The organism is Pseudoalteromonas arctica (assembly GCF_012927645.1).
Taxonomy (GTDB): domain Bacteria; phylum Pseudomonadota; class Gammaproteobacteria; order Enterobacterales; family Alteromonadaceae; genus Pseudoalteromonas; species Pseudoalteromonas arctica_A.
In genome coordinates, this window is record NZ_JABBMT010000010.1 from 1 (window position 1) to 23,557 (window position 23,557).

Annotated in this window: 25 protein-coding genes, 2 tRNA genes and 1 pseudogene; 8 read left to right on the plus strand and 20 right to left on the minus strand. The window is 40.1% G+C overall.

Annotation, left to right across the window (positions count from 1 at the left end; all coding sequences use genetic code 11):
• Positions 1 to 361 precede the first annotated feature (361 nt).
• On the plus strand, positions 362 to 682 hold the full coding sequence (locus tag HHO47_RS08420; RefSeq protein WP_169019896.1) for a hypothetical protein: 321 nt from the start codon (positions 362 to 364) through the stop codon (positions 680 to 682).
• A 135-nt stretch (positions 683 to 817) separates the two neighbouring features.
• Positions 818 to 1,543 carry a hypothetical protein gene (locus tag HHO47_RS08425; RefSeq protein WP_169019897.1) on the plus strand — a complete coding sequence of 242 codons (726 nt, stop codon included), beginning with the start codon at positions 818 to 820 and terminating at the stop codon, positions 1,541 to 1,543.
• A gap of 7 nt (positions 1,544 to 1,550) precedes the next feature.
• On the opposite strand, the gene HHO47_RS08430 is transcribed toward HHO47_RS08425, so the two are convergent.
• The 4 genes from HHO47_RS08430 to HHO47_RS08445 all read right to left on the minus strand — a co-directional run bounded on the left by HHO47_RS08430 (position 1,551) and on the right by HHO47_RS08445 (position 3,763).
• The gene (locus HHO47_RS08430) at positions 1,551 to 2,261 is read right to left on the minus strand and encodes a hypothetical protein (protein ID WP_169019898.1); all 711 of its coding nucleotides are present in this window, start codon (positions 2,259 to 2,261) and stop codon (positions 1,551 to 1,553) included.
• 78 nt (positions 2,262 to 2,339) lie between these two features.
• A complete protein-coding gene (locus HHO47_RS19770; RefSeq protein WP_169019899.1) occupies positions 2,340 to 2,594 on the minus strand; it encodes a TniQ family protein in 255 nt (84 codons plus the stop codon).
• Positions 2,595 to 2,861: 267 nt separating this feature from the next.
• Positions 2,862 to 3,530, minus strand: a complete 669-nt coding sequence (locus tag HHO47_RS08440; protein ID WP_169019900.1) for a TniB family NTP-binding protein — start codon at positions 3,528 to 3,530, stop codon at positions 2,862 to 2,864.
• The gene (locus tag HHO47_RS08445) at positions 3,527 to 3,763 is read right to left on the minus strand and encodes a hypothetical protein (protein WP_169019901.1); all 237 of its coding nucleotides are present in this window, start codon (positions 3,761 to 3,763) and stop codon (positions 3,527 to 3,529) included. Before HHO47_RS08445 ends, HHO47_RS08440 begins: the two co-directional genes overlap by 4 nt.
• Before the next feature lie 195 nt (positions 3,764 to 3,958).
• Between HHO47_RS08445 and HHO47_RS08450 the strand changes: the two genes are divergently transcribed.
• Together HHO47_RS08450 and HHO47_RS08455 are read left to right on the plus strand one after the other, a co-directional pair.
• Positions 3,959 to 4,198: an RNA recognition motif domain-containing protein gene (locus tag HHO47_RS08450; RefSeq protein WP_169019902.1), complete on the plus strand. Its 240-nt coding sequence runs from the start codon at positions 3,959 to 3,961 to the stop codon at positions 4,196 to 4,198.
• Positions 4,199 to 4,430: 232 nt separating this feature from the next.
• Positions 4,431 to 6,050, plus strand: a complete 1,620-nt coding sequence (locus tag HHO47_RS08455; RefSeq protein ID WP_169019903.1) for a M28 family metallopeptidase — start codon at positions 4,431 to 4,433, stop codon at positions 6,048 to 6,050.
• Positions 6,051 to 6,136: 86 nt separating this feature from the next.
• Here the strand turns inward: HHO47_RS08455 and HHO47_RS08460 are convergent.
• The 3 genes and pseudogenes from HHO47_RS08460 to HHO47_RS08470 form a co-directional block, all read right to left on the minus strand.
• A pseudogene (locus HHO47_RS08460) lies at positions 6,137 to 6,250 on the minus strand (general glycosylation pathway protein); the annotation flags it as partial.
• Positions 6,251 to 6,420: 170 nt separating this feature from the next.
• Positions 6,421 to 6,723 carry a DUF6172 family protein gene (locus HHO47_RS08465; RefSeq protein ID WP_169019904.1) on the minus strand — a complete coding sequence of 101 codons (303 nt, stop codon included), beginning with the start codon at positions 6,721 to 6,723 and terminating at the stop codon, positions 6,421 to 6,423.
• A gap of 158 nt (positions 6,724 to 6,881) precedes the next feature.
• Entirely contained in the window at positions 6,882 to 7,403 is a 522-nt protein-coding gene (locus HHO47_RS08470) for a VC2046/SO_2500 family protein (protein ID WP_169019905.1), read from the minus strand.
• Positions 7,404 to 7,515: 112 nt separating this feature from the next.
• Here HHO47_RS08470 and HHO47_RS08475 point away from each other — a divergent pair.
• Both HHO47_RS08475 and HHO47_RS08480 read left to right on the plus strand, forming a co-directional pair.
• Positions 7,516 to 7,600 (plus strand) — tRNA-Tyr (locus tag HHO47_RS08475).
• 49 nt (positions 7,601 to 7,649) lie between these two features.
• Positions 7,650 to 7,734 (plus strand) — tRNA-Tyr (locus HHO47_RS08480).
• Between the two features lie 53 nt (positions 7,735 to 7,787).
• On the opposite strand, the gene HHO47_RS08485 is transcribed toward HHO47_RS08480, so the two are convergent.
• Both HHO47_RS08485 and HHO47_RS08490 read right to left on the minus strand, forming a co-directional pair.
• On the minus strand, positions 7,788 to 8,519 hold the full coding sequence (locus HHO47_RS08485; RefSeq protein ID WP_169019906.1) for a M48 family metallopeptidase: 732 nt from the start codon (positions 8,517 to 8,519) through the stop codon (positions 7,788 to 7,790).
• Between the two features lie 93 nt (positions 8,520 to 8,612).
• Positions 8,613 to 9,278: an HD domain-containing protein gene (locus HHO47_RS08490; protein WP_211183665.1), complete on the minus strand. Its 666-nt coding sequence runs from the start codon at positions 9,276 to 9,278 to the stop codon at positions 8,613 to 8,615.
• A 138-nt stretch (positions 9,279 to 9,416) separates the two neighbouring features.
• Here HHO47_RS08490 and HHO47_RS08495 point away from each other — a divergent pair, with 138 nt between their 5' ends.
• Entirely contained in the window at positions 9,417 to 10,607 is a 1,191-nt protein-coding gene (locus HHO47_RS08495; RefSeq protein ID WP_169019907.1) for a class I SAM-dependent methyltransferase, read from the plus strand.
• Positions 10,608 to 10,620: 13 nt separating this feature from the next.
• Here the strand turns inward: HHO47_RS08495 and HHO47_RS08500 are convergent, their stop codons facing one another.
• The 11 genes from HHO47_RS08500 to pspA form a co-directional block, all read right to left on the minus strand.
• Positions 10,621 to 10,917 (minus strand): PilZ domain-containing protein, encoded by a 297-nt coding sequence (locus HHO47_RS08500; RefSeq protein WP_169019908.1) that lies wholly within the window; start codon positions 10,915 to 10,917, stop codon positions 10,621 to 10,623.
• Positions 10,918 to 11,227: 310 nt separating this feature from the next.
• Positions 11,228 to 11,614, minus strand: coding sequence for a response regulator (locus HHO47_RS08505; RefSeq protein ID WP_169019988.1), 387 nt, complete (start codon positions 11,612 to 11,614; stop codon positions 11,228 to 11,230).
• A gap of 72 nt (positions 11,615 to 11,686) precedes the next feature.
• A complete protein-coding gene (gene hrpA / locus HHO47_RS08510; RefSeq protein WP_169019909.1) occupies positions 11,687 to 15,574 on the minus strand; it encodes an ATP-dependent RNA helicase HrpA in 3,888 nt (1,295 codons plus the stop codon).
• 170 nt (positions 15,575 to 15,744) lie between these two features.
• Positions 15,745 to 16,089: a 4a-hydroxytetrahydrobiopterin dehydratase gene (locus HHO47_RS08515; RefSeq protein ID WP_169019910.1), complete on the minus strand. Its 345-nt coding sequence runs from the start codon at positions 16,087 to 16,089 to the stop codon at positions 15,745 to 15,747.
• A gap of 9 nt (positions 16,090 to 16,098) precedes the next feature.
• Entirely contained in the window at positions 16,099 to 16,896 is a 798-nt protein-coding gene (gene phhA / locus HHO47_RS08520) for a phenylalanine 4-monooxygenase (RefSeq protein WP_169019911.1), read from the minus strand.
• 212 nt (positions 16,897 to 17,108) lie between these two features.
• Positions 17,109 to 18,290 (minus strand): methionine gamma-lyase, encoded by a 1,182-nt coding sequence (gene megL, locus HHO47_RS08525; protein WP_169019912.1) that lies wholly within the window; start codon positions 18,288 to 18,290, stop codon positions 17,109 to 17,111.
• A gap of 140 nt (positions 18,291 to 18,430) precedes the next feature.
• Positions 18,431 to 19,477, minus strand: a complete 1,047-nt coding sequence (locus HHO47_RS08530; protein WP_169019913.1) for a TIGR01620 family protein — start codon at positions 19,475 to 19,477, stop codon at positions 18,431 to 18,433.
• Positions 19,474 to 20,886: a YcjX family protein gene (locus HHO47_RS08535; protein ID WP_432651932.1), complete on the minus strand. Its 1,413-nt coding sequence runs from the start codon at positions 20,884 to 20,886 to the stop codon at positions 19,474 to 19,476. The genes HHO47_RS08530 and HHO47_RS08535 overlap by 4 nt, the downstream gene beginning before the upstream one ends.
• Positions 20,887 to 20,944: 58 nt before the next feature.
• Positions 20,945 to 21,346 carry an envelope stress response membrane protein PspC gene (pspC, locus tag HHO47_RS08540; protein WP_169019915.1) on the minus strand — a complete coding sequence of 134 codons (402 nt, stop codon included), beginning with the start codon at positions 21,344 to 21,346 and terminating at the stop codon, positions 20,945 to 20,947.
• Entirely contained in the window at positions 21,343 to 21,576 is a 234-nt protein-coding gene (gene pspB / locus HHO47_RS08545; RefSeq protein WP_169019916.1) for an envelope stress response membrane protein PspB, read from the minus strand. The genes pspC and pspB overlap by 4 nt, the downstream gene beginning before the upstream one ends.
• A 60-nt stretch (positions 21,577 to 21,636) precedes the next feature.
• Positions 21,637 to 22,296, minus strand: a complete 660-nt coding sequence (gene pspA / locus HHO47_RS08550) for a phage shock protein PspA (protein ID WP_169019917.1) — start codon at positions 22,294 to 22,296, stop codon at positions 21,637 to 21,639.
• Between the two features lie 187 nt (positions 22,297 to 22,483).
• Here pspA and pspF point away from each other — a divergent pair, with 187 nt between their 5' ends.
• Positions 22,484 to 23,542 carry a phage shock protein operon transcriptional activator gene (gene pspF, locus HHO47_RS08555; protein WP_169019918.1) on the plus strand — a complete coding sequence of 353 codons (1,059 nt, stop codon included), beginning with the start codon at positions 22,484 to 22,486 and terminating at the stop codon, positions 23,540 to 23,542.
• The last annotated feature ends 15 nt before the right edge of the window (positions 23,543 to 23,557 follow it).

Genomic DNA, 23,557 nt, shown 5'->3' on the forward strand with positions numbered 1-23,557 from the left:
ATCTCTGACTAAAGAAATTGCATCAAGTTTAAATTCTTTGGTATATTTTTTACGTTTTGTCATTTCTGTTCTCCAGTTAAGCTTATTATGTCTTAACTGGGGTAGTCGAATCCATTAAACCACGTCAGATGTAACAACAAGCAATTTACAACCCAATCAAAATATTAACATTAGAGTAAGAGCAAACCCTAACTTACCCATTAATTCTTCAAATAACTACAACTTAATCATTGGCACTAAAGTTACTAGCGTATCGAATCATAGTGTTTCGGGTGAGCATAATGTAAATAGAGTAACGTACAGTGGATTTGGTTCAAGTTTATATGCTACAACACAAGCTTATCGTAACTTAAATTGGAGCGTGACATTACAAGACTCTACAGGGCATCCTGTTGAGGGAGCGAAAGCTAAACTAAGGGTTGACCAAGATATTAGTGATGGCTCAGGTCATATTTCAGGCTCTGTTGATTTAGGAAGTTGTCATAGCGATATTACTTTTCGCCATACGGAATATAGTTTAGGCTATAAAAACATATGGGATACAGATTTAATTTATGGTGTTTGGCGATTAGAAATACCTAACACTGGAAACTTAGATCTAGGTATTGGAGGAAATAATGTTGAATACGTTGTACTCGGGCATTTGTGCGATCAAAAATTAGTCAGCAGTAACCCTTCATAACTTTTACTTTTAAAGCTAATGATGGTGACATTATTAGCTTTTTATTTAATGAGTAAAAATCACTCAAGTTATTAAGTTACGTGCCGATACAGGTACTAGTTATAAATTGTTTTTTCACGACAGATGGAATTAAGTATGAAAATAACTCATGATACTTTAACTAATACTGCAGCAGTACAATTAAAAAATAAAACGGTCCCTATTAATGAGGGAAAATTGTCTGATAACACCCTAAATGAAAAAATTAATAAACAGCAAAAACAAAAGTTTGCTAATGATATTTATCATAAAGATGAACATATCCCAAAAAATCAGAACACCTATGATAGGCCCCTTAGTATAAGTGCGCATAAATCTGAATCTGAACTTTTAGATAAAATGACTAATACAATAAGTTTTGGTGAATTACCCAAAAAGTTAAGTCAACTTAGACCTAAATACGAAAATTTCCTGAATGAACTAGAAATATCATCTCCATCATTAGCTCAAAAGGATTGGGGGTTTTCTATTGATATTGATGATAAATTAGTTGTTTCTGGTGATATTACTGAAGATGAAAGGTTTTATCTTGAGGACAAGCTAAATGCAGATAAAGATATTGTAAGTTTAGTTAAAGAGTTACCTGATATTTTAATAAAAGGTCAAGAGTATGACCGTGGGTATGATGGGAAAGGGAAATATTGGGGAAAATATGATGTTACCCAAGAGAACTTCACAGACAATATTGATATAAAAGCACTTTTAGATAGTTCATACGGACCCAATGCAAAAGCATTTGATAATGGTTTTGATATATTTTCATACCAAGATAATTTGCGCAGCCAATTAGCAAGTAAAGCAGAAGTTAAATATGCTTATTAATGAGTTATTATTCATTTCTTGTCAATTGTGTAAAAATATTATCGTTTAACTCAAGCCAACTAAAGTCCTTATTCCAAGCCTGTTTAAAGCTTTCTCCGCCTTGTGAATTATCCAGAATTTCTTTTAAATCAAATATTTTTGAGAAATTATCTTCGTTTACGTCGTAACTTGACCACCCCCTAACTCCCAAGTCAATGTGCTCTAGAAAGCTCGATTTAAACTCGTTAGCTGCATTAACAAAGTCATCATTGCTATTTAACTTATCAGATATTAGCATCTTATCGGTATCGCTCAGCGTACCAGTTACTTCTAGTTCACCGGATTTATTTATTGATATTCCCCAATCTGTACTTGCTAATGATGGTTCTTCTGCAATTATATCGGCCATAATACTGTTATATTGATTGAACATTTTCTCTACAGATTTAGAAACTTCCCCTCCAGGCATGTAAAGGTTTACAGTGGCGTGCCAAATATTTGTTAATGCTTTTTCTTCTGCAGCTCTAGATGTTAGAACGTGATTTGTTTTTATACTCATTGGTTTATTATAAGTCGAATCAGGCTCTTTGGGCTGCTCTTTGTGATATGTGTCCTTAGCTAGTCGCTGCATTTCACTATTTAATTGCTCTTTACCATTTACAGGTTTATTTATTTTTACTTCTGAACTGTTCGATATAAACTGCGATGCTAGATTGGTATCATTTGAATTAACTTTCATATCATTTTCCTTGTTCGTTATTTATTACTAGTTATCGGCTGGTTATTCTCTTACTTTAGTTGTTTCTAATAAGAAAACTTAACTTATTACACATTGAGAATTGAAATCAGTTAAGCTTAGCCCGCATTTCCAACACACCGCTAGATCTGGAGCATCTAACTGGTGATATTTGCCAAGCTCTATTCGGTGAAAGGCAACTGCCATTCCACAATGTCTACACCTATCTTCCATGAGTATTAAGTGTTTTGGGCAAAAAGTATAAAAAGCCACTCGCCAAGCAATTCGATAATAAGCGTCTGTACTTTCAGCTAAGCATAAGGGACAATATTGCATACCAAAACCTGCATAAATGCGATGATATAAAATTTAAGCGGTGTTATCCAGCGTAGCTGACCTGACAGGCTTGTAGACTCAAATAAACGCCCTTCAAATAGACTTAGCGTTGTTTTCTTTGTTTCCTTAAGGTTACCCCAGTTTTTACTGACATCTGCTCTAACAAGCTTTAAGGCCATTGTGATGTGCAGTTCGCACCATCCATGAAGATAAACACTCCCCTGGTAATGAGTGCGGATGAGCTGGCCATAATTTTCCAGACAACATTTAAATTGCCTTGTCTAACTGACGCTTTCTTTGTGAGGGTGTTACCCAGTTTATTTTATCTAATACTATTGGTGTGATTGCTTCTATATTATTTTTAACCGCATAAACAGCTACATCATTAAGTAATCGTGAAAGCTCTCCAATATAGCCCTCACACATTGAGAATAGTTGCATAGCTAAGCTTTTAGCATGTAAACTTGAGGGCTTTCTTAATGGCAACATACGTTCAAAACTCACTAGTAACCTTAAAAAATCCTGATTAAACTCCCATCGAGGTAACAATACTGGCTCAAAACGGTTAGCTAATTGAGGGTCTGACTGCAACGCTCTAAACGCGTCTTTAGTCCCAACCCCAACGATTGATATTTGTAACTCATTACCAAGGTATTTAAGTACATTCAAAAATGCACGTTGTCGATTTAAATTACCCGCCAAGATATGATGAATTTCATCTATGACCAAAATTTTTGTACCAATGTAGCGCAATAATTTGATCACTTGAAATTGCTTTTTATCAACTCGTTCACTTGGCCTATATGGCGCAAATAGTAACTCCAGTATTGCATTATAAAAACGTCCCTCATCGGGAACCGGAGGCGCTTGCACTAATAATACAGGTGCAAGCACTCCATCACCATTGGGGTTATCTTTAGCTGGGTGTTGTTTCAAAAATCATACATAACATCTTCAATAGGTCTTAATATATTGGCATCTTTATTTACAGGCTTATAGTATGTTGCATCAGGCTCTTTAAACTGCCCTTTGTGATAGATGTCCTTCGCTAGGCGCTCCATTTCACTCTTTAATTGCTCTTTACTATTCACTTGAGTGTTGATTTCGACCACCGAACTGTTTGAAGTAGGTTGCAATAGTGGATATCTATCTTGCGAGTTAACTTGCATATTACGTCCTTGTTTTTTTATAGCTAAGTTGTTATCGGCTAACTATTCTTATGCTTTAACTGTTTATGATAAGAGAACTTATTTTATTCTTTGGCTATCAGCCAAAAACTATTTTTGCGGTTTGCAATTAATCATTAGGTCAAACGGCTTTTCCTTGAGACAATCACCCCTGTTATTTTTAAAACATGGTTCTTTATGAAACTATTAGTTAGAAACTTATCACGTACTATTACTGAACATGAAATCCGTATACTTTTTACTGAACACGGTAAAGTAACCGATTGTAATTTAGTACTAGATAAAGAAACCGGTCAATCGAAAGGCTTTGCCTTTGTAGAAATGCCCAGCGATGCAGAAGCTGCTGTAGCAATCAAAGCATTGAATCAAAGCACGGTTGATAAAAGCAAGATCCGCGTAAAGAAAGCGGACGCTTAAACGTGTTATTTTGTTGCAAAAGGCCGGCACTTTTCGCTGGCTTTTAGCTTTCCCCACACAACTTCTGCGCCAGTTCCTTTCACCCAACGAAATTTAATTCAGCCCCTAAATCATAGTACCCAAAATCAACTAATTGTATTTTATAAAAGCATCTGCGCTTCATGGCAAAAAACTAGACAGTAAAACCGACACCCCATATAGTCACTGTATGTATCCTTAAAAATCTGCAATTATGACTCCTCTTTTTCAATCGCTCGGTATAACTTTGTTATTGGGCTTAACTGGCTGCTCAGAGCCGGCTCAAGAACAAGCAACGCTTGATAATACAACCGGTGTAAATTTAAGCAATATTAAACAACATATTAAAACCCTTGCCTCAGACGAATTTGAAGGACGCGGTCCATTAACGCGCGGTGAAGTAAAAACTGTGGGTTACTTAACTAACCAATACCAAGCGCTTGGATTAACTGGTGCATATAATGATAAGTTTTTACAGCCGGTAAAAATGGCGATGGTAACCGCTGCTCAAAACATGCAATTAAAAATTGGCGACTTGAGCTTTACCGCTGGTAAAGATTTTACGGCGCGAACAAAACAATTGCAGCCACTTATTGATGTTCATAATTCAGAGGTAGTATTTGTTGGTTATGGCATTAATGCGCCCGAGTATAATTGGAACGATTATAAGAGTATTGATGTAACGGGTAAAACGGTTGTTGTATTAGTAAATGATCCAGGGTTTGCTACGCAAAATGATGCGCTATTTACCGGTAACGCTATGACCTACTATGGTCGCTGGACTTACAAATACGAAGAAGCCGCTCGCCAAGGCGCAGCCGCAGTATTTATTGTGCACGAAACAGCGCCAGCTGCATATCCTTGGGGCGTAGTTGAAAGCTCAAATACAGGCACAAAATACACCTTGATGGATAACAACCTAAACGCATCAGAACTACCAGTTATGGGGTGGCTAACACTCGATGCAACCGAGCAGTTATTTAAATCAGCAAACTTGAGCTATCAGAAATTAAAGCAACAAGCACTTAACGACGACTTTAAAGCTACTGCGCTTAACTTAACAGCGAATCTTGCTTTTAAAAATGAAGTATCACACGCTAAATCGCACAATGTTGTTGCGCAATTAACGGGCAGTGAAGCGCCTGATGAATATATTGTGGTCAGCGCACATTGGGATCATTTTGGTACTAAACAAACTGATAGTGGGCCAAAAATTTTTAATGGTGCGGTTGATAATGCCTCAGGCACTGCTGCCACAATTGAAATCGCTCGTATATTAAGTAACATGCATAAACAAAAACCGTTTAAACGCTCGATTATTTTTGCAAACTTTACCGCCGAAGAAACAGGGTTAATTGGCTCAGAGCAATTTGCCAGTGGCGAACTTATCCCTACTAAGCAGATGGTCGCTCTGTTAAATATTGATGGTATGAATGTGCTAGATGGCACCGATTACATACTGCAATACGGTAAAGGTTTATCACAAATGGAAGACTACCTTAGCAGAGCCGCGAGCAAACAAGGCCGTCATATAAAAATGGATCCCGTGCCACAAAACGGCCTATTCTTCCGCTCAGATCACTTCTCACTAGCTAAACAAGGCGTACCTGGTTTACTGTTTATGAGCTTAGGTGATACGGATCCTGATTATATTGCCCATAAATACCATAAAGAAGCTGATGATTACTCTGCTCAATGGTCATTAGGTGGTGTAAAACAAGACATCGAGTTAATTGTTGATATCGCATCACAGTTAGCAAACAACGGTGATTGGCCAAAATGGCAAGCCGATTCAGATTTTAAAACTCGTCGTGCCCAAGACCGCGTAGAATAAATAACTTAAGTAGGGGGTAGGCATTGATTGCCTACCTCGCTTTATTAATCCCCCTACTGATTGCGTTGTACACCCGGTAATAATTACTGCGGCAACCCCTGTGCTACCTTAAACATCGTTAATAACGCTTCAATAGACACTGCAATTAAAATAGTCGAAATAAACCGTGTGATAGTGCGCCGCATTGAGCTGTGCCGAAATCGAATATTGCTAATACGAGGGTGATAAAAATAACGCTAAGGTTACATTATTTAAAGAAGATAAAAATCTATTTCGCACCAATTAGGTGCAAAATAAGGTGGTTGACTTACTTTTTTGCAAACACAAAAAATGGGCTATGTAGCTCACTCTGTCATTAAATCAAGTACTTTTAAACTTCATTATCAGAGTTTTGTACTTGACGTTGCGCAGCTCTAGCAATGATTTCAACATAAAACGACTCTAAGCCTTGTTTTTCAATTTCGCTGATTGAGTTGCTAATTTCAGCAACATGCACCACTTGGGCATCTTCAGCTGTATTACCAAATTTACAATCAAATGCCCAGTAATCAGCATCAATTGGCAACGTTTTGTTACGCTCTCTTTTCAAATACTTTTTTACTTCATGCTTTGCAGCATCTACCATACGAGGGTATTTGATTTTCTCGTGATTCAGCGTGAATGTTTTCTTCATTGCGTTCCTAATTACCTTGATTTAATGATGATGGCAATAATACCAAGTAAATTGGGAGTGCCATTTGAGGTCATTATAGCAACTGCATTTAGTTTGTGGATGCTTTTTTTACACTAAAATAAATAAATATTTTTACCTATAATTATTCCAGCTTAATATCACGCTTGGGCAAGGTGTAAGGGTTGATGAAGATCTACATTATTAAGGCTATCGTAAAATGCAGCCGCATCCATTTGCGGATGATCCAGCTGTGTCTCCTTATCTAAATGACGTTTTCGCACAACCAGCTCACAGTTATCAATTACGATTAGTGGAATATGATTTTTATCATCTCGGATCACAAGAGGCTCTGGCACAAGGCATGAACGCAAGCGAATATCTGCCATGCTACCTTGTTGTAATAACTGTGCATTATGTTGGCCAATCAGTATATCAAATTCATCTGGAGCCAATGCTTGCTTAGGCCCAGCCCCTAATTGTTCACGTAATTGTGCTTCATCTGCTGTTGCAGCATGTGCATCAAAAGGGGTTTTTGGTAAATGAAACTGACTAAAATCTAATGCATCATGAGAAAGCATAGCCAATAACAACGCGAACTCGCCACGACGGTGTTCTGAGACACTTTTGGCAAGACGGTTGTTAAGTTGACTCTCTGTGATCAACAAATCATCGATTTGCATAGACTTTAGCCGATTGCAGTTGGGAATAGATATTTATCGGCTTTATTTAAGATTTCTTTAGCTTTTTTCTTTACTTAAATACTCACTTTGCTATTATCAGCGCCGTTGCATTGGAGGGGTTCCCGAGCGGCCAAAGGGATCAGACTGTAAATCTGACGGCTCAGCCTTCGCTGGTTCGAATCCAGCTCCCTCCACCACTTTTCTTACCGCTGGGTTAAGTGGGGCCAAATGCGACAAAATTAGTGTGGAGGGGTTCCCGAGCGGCCAAAGGGATCAGACTGTAAATCTGACGGCTCAGCCTTCGCTGGTTCGAATCCAGCTCCCTCCACCACTTTACTTATCTATCAGCAAAACTTCATTCTTTCTGACTTTACTCTCGCTAACTTATTCAACCACCCATTGTAAACTCGCACCGTGTTGCTTTAACCATTTTGTTGCTTGCTTATAATCAGGATAAAACTCACTGACGCGCTGCCAAAATGCGGCACTGTGATTTAAATATTTCAAGTGAGCTAGTTCATGCACAATCACATAATCGATAATAGTCTGCGGCGCAGAGGCTAATAGCAAATTAAAGGTCAATTCTCCTCGTCGATTACAACTGCCCCAGCGACGCTTATAAGTATGAATGCGAATACTGCTAGGTAAAGCCTCTGCCATTTGTAAGCAATAAGCATGTACACGCATTTCAATATAATTTTCTAATTGCTCATGTAAAAAGCTTTCGAGCAAGGTTTGATACATTGGCTGCTGATGTTTAACCCGTCCAGAAATATTTAGCTGTAACACATGCCCCTGCTGATTTTTTACTAGCTGCCATGCACTGCGCGAGCTGACACCATAAGTCAGCATCATAGGTTGTGAAAAAACAAGTACGCGATTATCTTGTAATGGGTATTGGCGAGTATCAGGCATTTGACTTTGCTTATTAATTTGCGCATTTATCCAGTCAGTTTTACTTAACAGCCAGCTTTCAAGTTCCTTTTTAGCAACTCCAACGGGCGCATAAACAGTGACACTTTGTTGCTGGACTTTAATAGCAACAGTTTTGCGGCGGCAACTACGTTTTAATGTATATTCAAACAAACCTAACTCTTGTAATTGACCGACAGTCATTTAACTAATTAACAGGTGACTATAATACCTTGCAAAATAACGACTAATCTATGACTAAGTCGAATTAAAAGTGATTTAGGCAAGGCATTGCCATTAGCCAATCTCCGACTTGAGTTGTTCAATAAATACCTGCATATATTCAGTACGACGCGCCGCTTCTGCTTTTGCTGAGGGTGTATTCATACTCTGTGCAATATGTAATAGCTTGATGAAGAAGTGAGCTAATGTATACAAGGTGTCATCAGGGCTGCGCTGAGCACAAAATGGATCATCAGGATGATATAAATTACGCCCGATTGCCCCTCCTACTTTCATACAGCGGCTGACACCAATTGCCCCTAAGGCATCCATACGATCAGCATCTTGAACTATTTGTGCTTCCACACTTTCAATTGCAATGTTAGCGCTAAAACTATGGGCTACGATAGCATGATGAATGGCATCAAAATATTGTGCGCCATAACCTATTGACGCTAGAAATGAAATTGCTTTATCTGCCGCCATTGTTGAAGCTTTAGCTCTATCTGGGTGGTTTTTAGCAACGGCAACGCAATCATGTAACCATGCAGCCGGTAAAACAATGTTCATATCAGCCTGCTCAGCAACACATAACTGCTTAGCGACTCTCACCACGCGTTCAATATGAGTTATATCGTGGGCGACATCAGCACTTACTAACGACATAATGAAGGCACGGCAATGATTTTCTAGCTGTTGTAACGGCTCAGATAATGCTAAAACGGGCAAACGTTGTTCCATAAATCCTGTAATTTCAAATTAATGCATTGAGTTGCCATTACTTTACCGCGGTTATAGGGGGTTGTGCAAAACATTCATTGTATGTTCGAGCCTGCTTCACTAAAATACGCTCTTAATTTATCCGTAATGAGAAGCCTAATGTCATCTGTCGTATACCTAGAAGCTGGTCGTGAAAAATCACTAAAAAGAAAACACCCTTGGTTGTTTTCAAAAGCCATCAAAAAAATTAAAGGTAAACCGAGTTTAGGTGACACAGTGACCATTCACGATAACAATGGTAAATTTTTAGCCACAGCGGCTTATAGCCCGCACTCACAAATTCGCGCGCGTGTTTGGAGCTTTGATGAAACAGAAGTCATCGACCAAGCTTTTTTTGACCGTCGCTTGCGTCGTGCCTTTGCTGCACGCGAGCAAGTAATTACTGAAGGTGGCTTAACAGGGTTTCGTTTATGCGCTGCTGAGTCTGACTTTTTACCAGGCGTTACCATTGATAAATTTGACAACTTCTTAGTGTGTCAGTTATTAAGTGCCGGCGCTGAGCGCCATAAAGGTGAAATAGTTGGCGCCTTAATCGCCATTTTCCCAGGCTGTAACGTGTATGAGCGCTCTGATGTCGATGTGCGCAGCAAAGAAGGCTTAGAGCCAACCATGGGCGTATTATGGGGTAATAAGCCTGAGCAGCCAGTATTAATTGAAGAAAATGGTTTTAAAATTGAAGTCGATATTCTAGAAGGCCATAAAACCGGTTTCTATCTTGATCAACGTGATAGCCGTGCTGCATTGGAGCGTTTTGTAAAAGATAAAAAAGTACTTAACTGCTTTAGTTACACCGGTACATTTTCTTTATATGCGCTGCGTGGCGGCTGCGAACATGTAACCAATGTTGATGTATCACAACCCGCGCTTGATACCGCAAAACGTAATGTTGAGCACAACAATCTTGATTTAGATAAAGTTGATTTCATTAAACAAGATGTATTTAAATTACTACGCCAATACCGCGAAGACGGGGTGTTATTCGACACTATCGTTATGGATCCACCTAAATTTGCTGATAACAAAGCACAACTAACGGGTGCGTGTCGTGGCTATAAAGATATCAATATGATTGCCATGCAAATTCTTAAACCCGGTGGTACGTTGCTTACGTTCTCATGTTCAGGTTTAATGGAACAAAATTTATTTCAAAAAGTAGTTGCTGATGCCGCCCTTGATGCCGGTAAAGATTTGTTGATCATGGAGCGTTTAAACCAAGCTGCTGATCACCCAATCGCGGGGAGTTACCCTGAAGGTTTTTACCTAAAAGGCCTGATCTGTAAAGTTTACTAACACCGCTTAGTGGCTAATTAAACTGTATTATTTCTAGCCCAGCGGTTACTGTGCCATCACTTTCTTTACTGGCACGAATAACTTTTGCTGTTGCATCAAGTGGTGCAATGGCGGGGCTGGTCGAATCAATATTTACCTGAACAATAGTGCCCAGTTCAAGTAATTTATCCAACTGCAGTGACAATCCAGTCGCACTTAAATCCACACAGACAGCATCAAAATGTTGATCTGCAATAGGCTCAAGCGTGGTTAATTTTGCCTGTGCATTTAATTGCATACGTCTAAAATTACGTTTATCTTCATTTAGCATAATAACTCCTAGGGTCCGTTGACCTTTGCGGATTAATATTTGTTCAAACTAGGGGCAATTTAATCGCGGCGCGAGGTTTGTAACCTAGTGGGCTAAGTAAAAACCGAGCAAAGCTTCCGCGTCCTGCTCACGCCCCTTACCTACATCCATGTAGGCAACAAAGAGTTAATTGCCCCTAGGCAGAACCCTTCGGGCAGCGCCTGTTTGGCATTGATGCTGTGTTATCGCCTATTTATGGGGAATGACCACACCACATAGGCTCTGCCTTGCCTAAATACCAAACAGACCTTGCAAATTTAACCTTGCAAGGTCAACAGACCCTAAACACCGTATTGATTTTTTCTAATAACCTCACGACCGAAAAAGGTTTCACGACATAAGCATCGCAACCGGCATCAAAACCAGCTTGTTGTTCCTGTACGGATTCTAAACCTGACACCAAAACAACTGGAATATTACGAGTTTCAGGGGTGTTCTTCAACATTCGACACGTGTCGTAGCCATCTAAGCCGGGCATACATACATCGAGTAAAATAGCATCCGGTGGATTGGCAATGGCCGACGATAAGCAGCTCTTACCTGATTCGGCATAACTGAGCTCAAAATCAACTGATAAAGCGACTTTGAGCATTTCAAAATTAAAATACTCGTCATCTACAACTAGTAAACGCGGGTGTGTATTAGCAGGTGAGCACATGGTTAATATCAGTTCCTTCTCATCTAACAAAGATTTCCTTCCAAGGTATTCAATGCCTACCAAATACCAAACTCAATCAATTTCTTTCAGAGCATTAAATACACGCTTAGCTGAAATCGGATACGGCGTACCTAACGTTTGTGCAAACAAGGATACTCTAAGCTCTTGTTGCATCCAAAAAATATCCTGTAACTGTTGTGATACAGGCATTCCTGGCGGCACTTTTTTCAGCTGTTTTTGATACTCTTGAGCAACTTTGTCTAACTCAAGTACACATAATCTGTCACGATTTGGATCAACTGGCAACTTTTCTAAGCGTTTTTCTATGGCTTTTAAGTAACGAATTAAATCACTAAGTTTATCTGCGCCATGACTTGAAACAAAGCCTTTAAATATCAAAGATTCTAATTGGCTTTTAATATCACCATGGGCGGTGATCATGGTTAAATCAACTCGCCCTTTCATTTTTTTATGTAAAGCGTGCGCAATACTCAACACTTGCTCAACTTGGGTTGCAATAGCAACAACCACATCGCCGAGCTCACCGCGAACATGCTCTTTTACTTGCTCAAACGCTTGTTCAGTGCGTACATCACCTAATTTTACCAATAAACTGTCAACGCCTGCGGCAATACAGTCATCAATTAAATCAGCAACCTTACCAAACGGATTAAAATATAGACCTAATTTAGCCTTATTGGGTAAGTTTTGTTGCAAATATTTTATCGGCGACGGCACATTAAGTAATACCAAACGGCGTAACCCCTGCTGATGGGCGGTTTGCGCTTTACCTTCGTTATCAAATAGCTCCACTGCCGCTGATGATTTTTTATCTACCAACGCTGGGTACGCTTTGATTTCATACTGGCCTTGTTTTTTCACATAGGATAGCGGTAACTTGCCAAAATCCCATTGCAATAGGTCAGCTTTTTCAATGCCTTTATCTGCCACTTTAGACAGCGTTTGCGTCACTTTCCCCTGTAATTGTGCTTTGAGTTTCGCTAAATCCATGCCTCGCGCAAGTACATTATCTTTTTCATCACGCACTTCAAACAGCAGTCGTAAGTGAGTCGCAAGGGTGGTTAAATCCCATGCCTCTGGAGCAACTTTTACGCCTGTCATACGTAATAAACGCGTACTGAGTGCTTCAATAAAACTCCCTTGCATAGGTTCGATTGCTGCAAGAACCGCATCTGCGTAATTTGGCGCAGGCACAAAATTACGACGTAGTGATTTAGGTAAAGATTTAATTAAACTGGTGATCAACTCATGACGAAATGCCGGAATATGCCAATCAAAGCCAGCCTCTTCCACTTGGTTTAGTAAGGCCACCGGAATTTGTACAGCAACCCCATCGACCGCTTGGCCAGGATCAAAATGATAGCTCAACGGCAACATTAAATTACCTTGCTGCCATACATCTGGATAATCAAACTCAGTAACGCTGTCAGCACCGTGCTGCATTAAATCATCACGCGTCATTTGCAAGTAATGTTTATCCTGCTGCTTTTGGGTTTTATACCACTTATTAAATGCCGCACGATTGTTTATTTGAGCAGGAATTTTCTTATCGTAAAACTCATATAAGGTTTGCTCATCAACTAAAATATCACGACGGCGGCTTTTATTTTCTAGAGTTTGAATATCTTCAATCAATTCGCGATTAAACTGCAAAAACCCTTCATTTTGACCTAAATCTTGTTCTACTAAAGCGCTGCGAATAAACAACTGACGGCTAACTTTCGGATCAATGTTACAGTACACACAACGACGCTTTGACACTATGATCAGCCCGTATAGTACCTGCTGTTCGAAAGCGATCACTGCGCCGGGCTTTTTCTCCCAATGCGGCTCACTGTAACTGCGTTTTACTAAATGTTGCGCGAGAGGTTCAACCCAATCGATATTAATTTTGGCATTAATACGTGCATATAATTTACTGGTTTCAACCAACTCTGCCGACATCAACCATTTTGGGCTTTTCTTAAATAACCCAGAGCCTGGAAAGATATGAAACTGACTATTACGCGCGCCTTTATATACTTGCTTTTCATCTTTAAAACCAATGTGACTAAGCATACCACTAAGTAGCGCTTGATGGATCTTATCGCCATCAGCAACATTGCTGCTCGCTTTCATGCCCATTTCATTGCACACAGTACTAAGTTGGTAAACGATATCTTGCCACTCTCGAATACGCATATAGGCGAGCATATCCTTTTGGCACAGCTTTCTAAATTGGCTGTTACTTAGCTCACTTTGCTGCTCTTCTAAGTAATTCCATAAATTTAAAAAGGCGATAAAATCTGAATCAGGATCGTCAAAACGGCCATGCTTTTCGTTTGCTGCAGCGCGTTTTTCTTGTGGGCGCTCGCGTGGATCTTGAATAGATAACGCCGCCACAATAATAATAACTTCGCGCAGCGCACCCAGTTTTTGTGCTGTTAGTACCATTTTAGCTAAACGCGGGTCAACCGGTAAGCGGCTCAGTTCAATACCCGATTTAGTAAGCTGTGTATTGCTATTATGACGACTAGGCTTTACCGCTTCAAGTTCCTCTAGTAATGTTAAGCCATCGTTGATATTACGGCTATCTGGTGCTTGTACAAACGGAAATTGCGCCATGTCGCCCAACCCTAAGCCGAGCATTTTTAAATTAACTGAGGCTAAGTTAGTACGTAGTATTTCTGGATCGGTAAACTCTGGGCGCGAATTAAAATCATCCTCAGTATATAAACGAATACAAATACCCGCTTCAACACGGCCACAACGGCCTTTACGCTGGTTAGCACTGGCTTGAGAAATCGGCTCAATCGGTAAGCGCTGCACTTTAGTACGATAGCTATAACGACTAATGCGCGCAGTACCTGGATCAATAACGTATCGAATACCCGGCACGGTAAGTGAGGTCTCTGCAACGTTGGTAGATAAAATAATATGGCGGCGGCTATGGGGAGAAAAAATACGGTTTTGTTCTGCGTTAGAAAGGCGCGAATACAAAGGTAAAACATCAACCCCTTTTAAATTACGTTTACTAAGGGCATCAGCGGTATCGCGTATTTCCCGCTCACCATTTAAGAAGATTAAAATATCACCTGGGCCTTCTTGACACAGCTCATCAATGGCATCAAAAATACCTTGTAGCTGGTCGCTTTCAACCTCTATATCATTTTTATCAATTTCAACCAAAGGACGATAACGTACATCAACGGGGAATGTTCGCCCTGATACTTCAATAATCGGTGCATCATTAAAATGCTTTGAGAATCGCTCTGGATCAATGGTCGCAGAAGTAATAATTATTTTTAGATCTGGGCGCTTTGGTAATAGGTTCTTCAAATAACCTAAAATAAAATCAATGTTTAAACTGCGCTCATGCGCTTCATCAATAATAATGGTGTCATACTGGTTTAAAAATCGATCTTGTTGGATCTCCGCCAGTAAAATACCGTCAGTCATCAACTTTATGTAGCTGTTATTTGATACTTGATCGCTAAAACGAATTTTAAAACCCACTTGCTGGCCAAGCTCACACTGCATTTCATGAGCAATCCGGTCGGCTACACTGCGCGCTGCAAGTCGTCTTGGCTGAGTATGACCTATATAGCCATCAACACCGCGACCAAGCTCTAAACACATTTTTGGAATTTGCGTGGTTTTACCTGAGCCTGTTTCACCAGCAATGATCACCACTTGGTTATTGGCAATGGCCTCTTTAATATCATCTTTTTTCTGACTAACCGGGAGTTGCTCTGGATAAGTTACTTTTGGTAGCTGAGCTAAACGCAGCTCACGCAATTGTTGACTACGTGCAATATCAGCAGTGATTTTTTCAACCACGGCCGCTTGTTTTGTTTCATCGGTTATTTTTTTTATGCCATGAAGGCGCTTTTTGAAGATGAATTGATCTTTTCTTAAACACGTTTTGAGTTCACCAAACAATTGACCTAGGTTAACCACCCGCGACTACCTTATAAAATTTGAGTAAAGACGAGCGATTGTAGCAAACTTCACCCCAGGGGTTAACTTTGCTGCGATATAAAATATAATAACCAAAGCTTAAAACAATAAAAAAGGCGCTTAATTAAGCGCCTTTCATGTTCTGTGGGCAGAACAATTGCTGTGTTTTATTATAGCGCAGCGAAAACGTCATCCGTTTTGGCAGCGCAAATAAAATCATTTTTATGTAAACCTTTAATTGAATGGCTCCACCATGTTACTGTTACTTTGCCCCACTCTGTTAATAAGCCTGGGTGATGCCCTTCATCTTCGGCCATATCGCCTACTTTATTAGTAAAAGCGATGGCTTGTTTAAAGTTTTTAAATTTATAAACACGCTCTAATTGCATAATACCGTCGCGTACTTCAGGCACCCAATCTGGGATCATTTTTATTAATTCAGCTAACTCGGTATCTGATACTTGTGGAGCGTCTACGTGACAGGCTTCACATTTTTGTGTGCTTAATGATGACATCTTAAATCCTTAACTTGCTAATTTTTCTTTAGGAGGAAACTTTGGGTCATGTAACCCTAATTCTTTTGCTTGCTCAACTAACGCCATAATATCCAGCTGTGAAATATCAAATAAATCATGGATTGAATTAATGGTGTAGTACAAAGGCTGCATAATATCAATTCGGTACGGCGTGCGTAATACATCCAATACATTCATCGGGTTGATCTCAGGCGTGCCTGAATAAACATACTGAGTTTCTCCTGGGCTTGATAAAATACCGCCGCCATAAATACGTAGGCCTTCATCTGTTTGCATTAAACCAAACTCAACTGTAAACCAATACATACGCGCTAAGTAAACACGATCTTTCTTCTGCGCAGCGTAACCTAATTGACCATATTTATGTGTAAACTCGGCAAAATCAGGATTGGTAAGCATTGCGCAATGACCAAATATTTCATGAAAAATATCAGGCTCTTGCAGGTAATCAAATTCTTCACGGCTACGAATAAAGGTTGCTACTGGAAATTGCTTATTCGCTAATAAACGAAAGAATTCATCAAAGTCGATTAAAGCTGGCACAGGCGTAACTTGCCAGCCGGTAGTCGCTAGCAATACTTCATTAAGCTCACTTAACTGCGGAATACGGTCATGAGGCAGGTTTATTTTTTCAAGCCCTTCCATGTATTCGTTGCAAGCTGTACCTGTAATGCATTTTAGTTGCCGTGCGACTAGTTCTGACCATATTTTATTTTCTGCTTCGCTCCAATGGATCACGCCATTTTCATCTGGTGTCTTGGAGGTGTATTTACTTGCTTTAGCCATAATAACCTTCTTGGTGTTAAACCGGTATCAGTGTCAACGTGTTAAGGGGATACTAAGCAAATGTAAGACAAAGTTTAATAGCTGAGCCAATATCAGTAATTGGCTCCGACCCAAACATTGTACATATTTAATTACACCTTTAAACCCAAAAGTTTACAGCTTCCATTTTAAAAGGCCTGCAACATACACGCATGTAAACTTAAAATTACAAACTAACCAACGCAAGTAAAAGCATGGTTAAGATCGTTAATTATGTCGTTAACATCTTCAAGACCAACCGATAATCGGATCAAACCATCACTGATACCAGCTGCGGCTCTTTCTTCTGGTGAATACGGTGAATGGGTCATCGATGCTGGGTGCTGAATAAGTGTTTCAGCATCACCTAAACTCACAGCAAGCGTGCACAGCTGGGTACTATTAATGAACTGCTCGCCATCTTTTAGGCTGCCTTTTAATTCAAAGGCAATCACGCCACCAGCGGCTTTCATTTGCTTACCGATAAACTTAAACCCTGAGTGAGATGCAAGTCCAGGGTAATAAACGGTATTAACTTGGGGATGCTGCTCTAAAAATTCAGCAATAATTTGCGCACTTTCACAATGACGCTGCATTCTTATCGCTAAGGTTTTTAAACCACGGTTAATAAGCCATGCATCGTGTGGACTAATTGTTGCGCCAATATCTTTAAGTACGGTCATTTTAATTAATGTAATATGCTCTTGGCTGCCACACACTAAACCTGCCACAACATCACCGTGACCATTTAAATATTTAGTGGCACTGTGAACAATTAAATCAATGCCATAATCAATGGGCTTTTGTAGTAACGGCGTGAGAAAGGTGTTATCTATTACACTGATCAAATTGTGCTGTTTTGCCACTTGCCCTATTAACACTAAGTCAATTACCGCCATAGTTGGGTTAACTGGGGTTTCGGCAAAAATCATTTTTGAATTCGATTTAATTGCATCGTGTAATTGCTGCTCATCGGTCATATCTACAAACGTTACTTCAATCCCCCAGCGCGGTAACATATGCGCGAAAAACGCAAACGTACAACCGTATAAAGCGCTTGATGCGACTAAGTGATCGCCTTGCGATAGAAAACTTAATACCGATGCTGATACAGCGCCCATTCCCGTTGCGGTGGCCGCAGCGGCTTCACAACTTTCAAGTTGTGCGACTTTTTGTTCAAGCTCTGTCGTCGTCGGGTTACCTAAACGGGTATAAATATAGCCAGGTTCTTCACCTGCAAAACGTGCTGCACCTTGCGCGGCACTACTAAAATGAAACGTTGAAGTTTGGTATAAAGGAGCTGTAAGTGCACCATGCGGATCATTGGCTTTTTCAGGCCCATGGATACATTGGCTGTCGATGTGGAGTTTGTTCATTATCTGATCTTTTTTGATTATTATTGATCCCATAATCAAAACGTATCGCAGGATAAAGCACAAGCATGCCAGATGCTCAGATGGCTATATATTTGGGTGTAGTTAGTACAGTGGCTGTTCACCACTGTACAGATTTATTGTCAGCTCGCTTCTTTAGTGCCTGCTCCTGACGGCGAAGCTTTGCGGCTCATAATTTTATTGGCAATCAATTGCGCAGTACCTTTAAGCAAGCTACGCTTATGCTCCAGTCGTGGTAAAGGACGGCTTAGTTCCATCGCTTTATAGCCAATGCGTGCGGTAAATATACCCGCGCTTAAACCTTGTGCTGCACGTCCTGATAATTTTCCTAGTAATTCAGCACTGAGTGCTGTTGCCGCTAAATCAGATACTAACTCAGCACTGCCAACAAACATCACTTGCTTGATCAACATCCGATAGAGCTTGATCCGGCTAGCATAACCAAAACCTATGCCGTAAATTTTGCCTATTTGCTCAATCAATTTAGTACCGCGCCAAAGCACTACCATCATATCCACCAGCGCTAATGGGCTTAGCGCGACTAACAAGCCTGATTCAGTGGCAAAACGGTTGATCAGTTTTTTGGCTTGAACATCTTGCTTCACTAACAAACTATTGGCGTATAAGGTCATGATCTCTTTATCACTATGGTGATTATCAATACTTGCTTTAAATGCATCAAACCCCGTTAACTGTTGATGCTTATTAAGTTTTTCAAGCCAAGGTAACGCGCCGCCAACCTGCTCACTATTGAGCAAGCGATCTGCCTCATGGCGATGTAGTTGGTTGCGCTTTAAACTGCGCAACATTCTATATTCGCGCCATAACAAGCGCCCCAATAACAACACGCCACTGAGCACTGCAATTAAATATACGCTGCCTAAGATGATGGATTGCTGAAATGTCACAACCATAGAAAATATAAATTCAGCTAACACTAAAGTTACAAAACTAACCGCAAACACGCCTTTAAGGGTTTGCCATTTTGATTTTTTATAAATAGGTGTTAAATCAATCTCTTCATCTTGGGGCTCATCAATAACTTGCTCATATTCATACTCGCCTTGATCGATCACTTTCGCTGGGATCAAGGTAAGTTCATTGTCTATTGGCTGCTCAGCAGTATCAATACGTCTGCCGGCTTGAAAGCCTGATGCAGTCTCGTTCATGTTAGTTTATCTCCTAAAAGGTACTGCATGACATGATCTAAACGAATGTGTTTTAGTTGCTTGTCTGGACTTGGCATTGGTGCAAACGATAAAAACTCAAAACCATGGCTTGGCCACTCATCTTTATTAAGCATGCGCATCGGTGGCTGCGGTGGTAAGTAGGTCAACCACTGTGACTCTGATAACGGCTTACCATAAATACAATTGAGCGTTTTACCTTGCTCAACCACTTGTTTTGGCATGGTTGCCATTATAGATGACATCGCCATAGTTTCTATTTTAACGCCATCAAATTTTAAGTGATTACTTTGCTCGTGTACTAAGGAGTCCAACAACAACGCTAAATCTTTATGGTGTGCACTACTAATATGATCTGATTTATTCGCAGCAAACAATAGTTTATCGATATTAGGTTTAAACAAGCGTTTCAAGAAGCCTGTTTCTCCATAGTTAAAATGCACGAGTAATTGTTTGATCACATCCCCTTGTTCTTGCAACGTCTCAGGCCCTTCATTGAGCGCACTGAGCACATCAACAAGCACTATTTGCCGATCAAAGTTGCGAAAGTGTTGCGTATAAAATGGCTTAACCACTTCTTTAACATAGGCATAAAAGCGTTTTTGCAAGTGTGCCAAGTTAGACCCTGCAACCACCTTATCATTAGCTTGCGCAACTGGAAAAAACAATAATAACGGTGCACCTTGTAATTCACCAGGCATCAGCATGCGTCCAGGTTGTAGCATCGCCAATTTAGTGTCTTGTTTAAGACTCACTAACAGTGTTTGGTAGTGCGTAGCAATCGCGCTTAGTGCATTTTCATCTACCGGTGCAGTTAAATCAAGCTCGCTCAGTGCAGTTAAAAATGGCTGTGACTTTTCAACCCGAGGCGAGCATTGTAGTAATGCATATTGCTGCTCACTCCACTGTTGATAGCTTTGCTCTAGCATAGGTAAATCAAGCAGCCACTCACCGGGGTAATCAATAATGTCTAAATACAAGGTTGATTGCGGTGCAAAGTGACCACGTAAGCCTGCGTTACTGCGGTATTTAATAGCAAGGCGCAAGGTGTTTATACGTTCTGTTGAGGCAGGCCAGTGTGGTTGGCCTTCTAACGGCAATAAAGCACTTAGGGCTTTAGGGTAATCGAATGTAGGAATGGTCAGCGCTTGTTGCGGTACTATTTTTGTGGCGATATGGCGCTGTTGCTGCATAACATCAAAAAACGGTAAGTTTTTATCCGTCGCTTGGCTGGTTAAATGCTTTACTAACGCGGTAATAAAAGCGGTTTTACCACTGCCACTGAGGCCAGTTACCGCTAATTTTACATGTTGATCTAAGCTACGGTGTACGGCTTTTTCAGCCTTACCTTTGAATTTATTAAAGGCGTTTTTTGCAGATGAAGTGGTTATCATAATGAGCTAGCACTTCAGCTACATAATTACTTAGTCTAAAGTGCTATTAAATCCTTTATAGCTTATTGATTTCACGGCTAACCGTAAATTCGCTTGAAGTAACATAACGTTCCATTTCTTGTAAACGCGTATCAACACGTCCTAAACGGTCTTTTAAATCTTGTAAAGCACGACGCGGTGGCTCACCTTTTTGCCATACTTTAAATTTTACTTCAAGGGGATCTTCGTGTTTTGGCGCATCAGTTTTGCTTTGTGCATTGGCTGGTTTTTTATCTAAAATAAACCACGCTGCGATGTAAGCCACAACAAACAACGGACCACCCGCTAGTAACACTGCCGTTACTACGATAATACGTACCAACCACAATTCCATATTAAAATAATCACTGAGCCCTGCGCATACACCGGCTATTTTACCGCGTACGGGGTCTCTTAACAGTTCACGTTTAGTGTTCATACCTTACGTCTCCACTGTGGGGCCTCTTGATCAAGTAAGGCTTCTAATGTTTCAACTCGTTCCGCCATTTTTTCAGCTTTGTGTGCAAGCTCAACAAGTTGGCGATGTTCATGCTCGCTCAACCCCTGACTAATTTGCTTTTTACTACGGTAATGTAGAATAAGCCAAAGCGGAGCTACAATAACCATAAAAATTATGATTGGTGGCATTAAAACTTCTGCATCGAACATGATATTCTCCTATCAATCCGTTATTTGTTTAAGCACTGGGGGCTAAGCCCCCTTTTATTATTATTTTTCAGCCAGCTTCTTTTTAAGAGCCGCTAATTCGTCATCAATCTTTTCATCTTGCTGAAGTTCAGCAATTTCATCAGCTAATGACTTTTTACCTAAGTCGTACGATTCTACTTGTGATTCTAGTCCATCAATCTTAGTTTCGTAGCGCTCAAAGCGATTTAATGCATCTTCAACTTTAGAGCTGTCGAGTGCTTTTTTCACCTCTAGGCGCGACTCAGCTGAACGTTGACGTAAGATAATCGCTTTTTGACGTGCTTTTGCATCCGCTAACTTGTCTTGTAACGTGCTTACTTCTTGTTGCAGTTTCTCGATGTGAGACTCTATGTGACTAAGTTCATCTTCAACGGCAGCTACAGCGTCTGCTGACTTTTGCTTCTCAAGTAACGCTGCACGGGCTAGATCATCACGATCTTTGCTCAATGCAAGCTCGGCTTTATCTTGCCATTGAGCGACTTGTTCTTTTAATGTATCTACACGACGTACTAATTCTTTTTTCTCTGCTAATGTTTTTGCAGAGGTTGAACGTACTTCAACTAACGTGTCTTCCATCTCTTGGATGATCAGACGTACCATTTTTTCAGGATCTTCTGCTTTATCTAAAATGGCATTGATATTAGAATTAACAATATCTGCAAAACGCGAAAAAATTCCCATAACATTTACCTCTGTAGTGTTTAACTTAATTGGTCTGCTGTTACTGCTACAATATGCTTGCCAACTTTATAAAACATAAAATACAGTAATATTTTCATAATGTTAAACTAAAAATACAAATTCCTTTAGTTCTCCTTGATTATGAAATACACTAACTGTTAGTAAAAATGACTAAGAGTTAGGGAATATGAGTCAATTTCGCCAACAAGATAATTTACTCGGCCAATCAGACAGTTTTTTAGCGGTACTTGATCAAGTTTCACAACTGGCAAATTTAGATAAACCCGTACTGATTATTGGTGAACGTGGCACAGGTAAAGAACTGATCGCCGCCCGTTTGCACTTTTTATCAAAGCGCTGGGAGCAAAGCTACATTAAGCTCAACTGCGCGGCACTGAACGAAAATTTGCTTGAAAGCGAATTGTTTGGCCATGAAAGTGGTGCCTTTACTGGCGCAAGTAAACGCCACGAAGGACGGTTTGAACGTGCCAATGCTGGTACGCTATTTTTAGACGAATTAGCAAATACCTCTGCCATGGTGCAAGAAAAACTATTACGGGTAATTGAGTACGGCGAGTTTGAACGTGTTGGTGGTAAACAAACCGTCAAAGTCGATACTCGCTTAGTTTGCGCAACCAATGAAGATCTGCCTTATTTAGCCGAACAAGGTGAATTTAGAAGCGACTTACTTGATCGTCTTGCTTTTGATGTAATCACCTTACCACCACTGCGTGAACGTACCGACGACATAATGTTACTCGCTGAGCAATTTGCAATGAATATGGCCCGTGATTTAGATTGGCAACTATTCAGTGGTTTTACCCGCAGCGCCGTGGAAATACTGCAAGGGTATGACTGGCCGGGTAATATTCGTGAGCTTAAAAATGTAGTGGAGCGTAGTTTATATCGCCATGGCAGTGAACACATTCCCGTTCACCAGATTATTTTAGACCCATTTGAAAGCCGCTTTAGACCAAAACAGCGAATTAAAAAACTACCAACAAAGCTTATGGAAGCTGCTCCTGTTGCAGTTGTAACCAATGAACCAGTAGTTGCAATAAATACCCCGCAATTCCAGTTTCCATGTAGCTTAAAAGACCTCTCAAATGAATTTGAAATTGATTTAATAAAAAAAGCGCTTGAATATAGCCAATTTAATCAAAAGAAAACTGCAGAAGTACTTGGTTTGACGTATCATCAACTACGAGGCTATTTGAAAAAATACAACTTGTTAGATCAACAATAATAGTCAGAGGCTAAA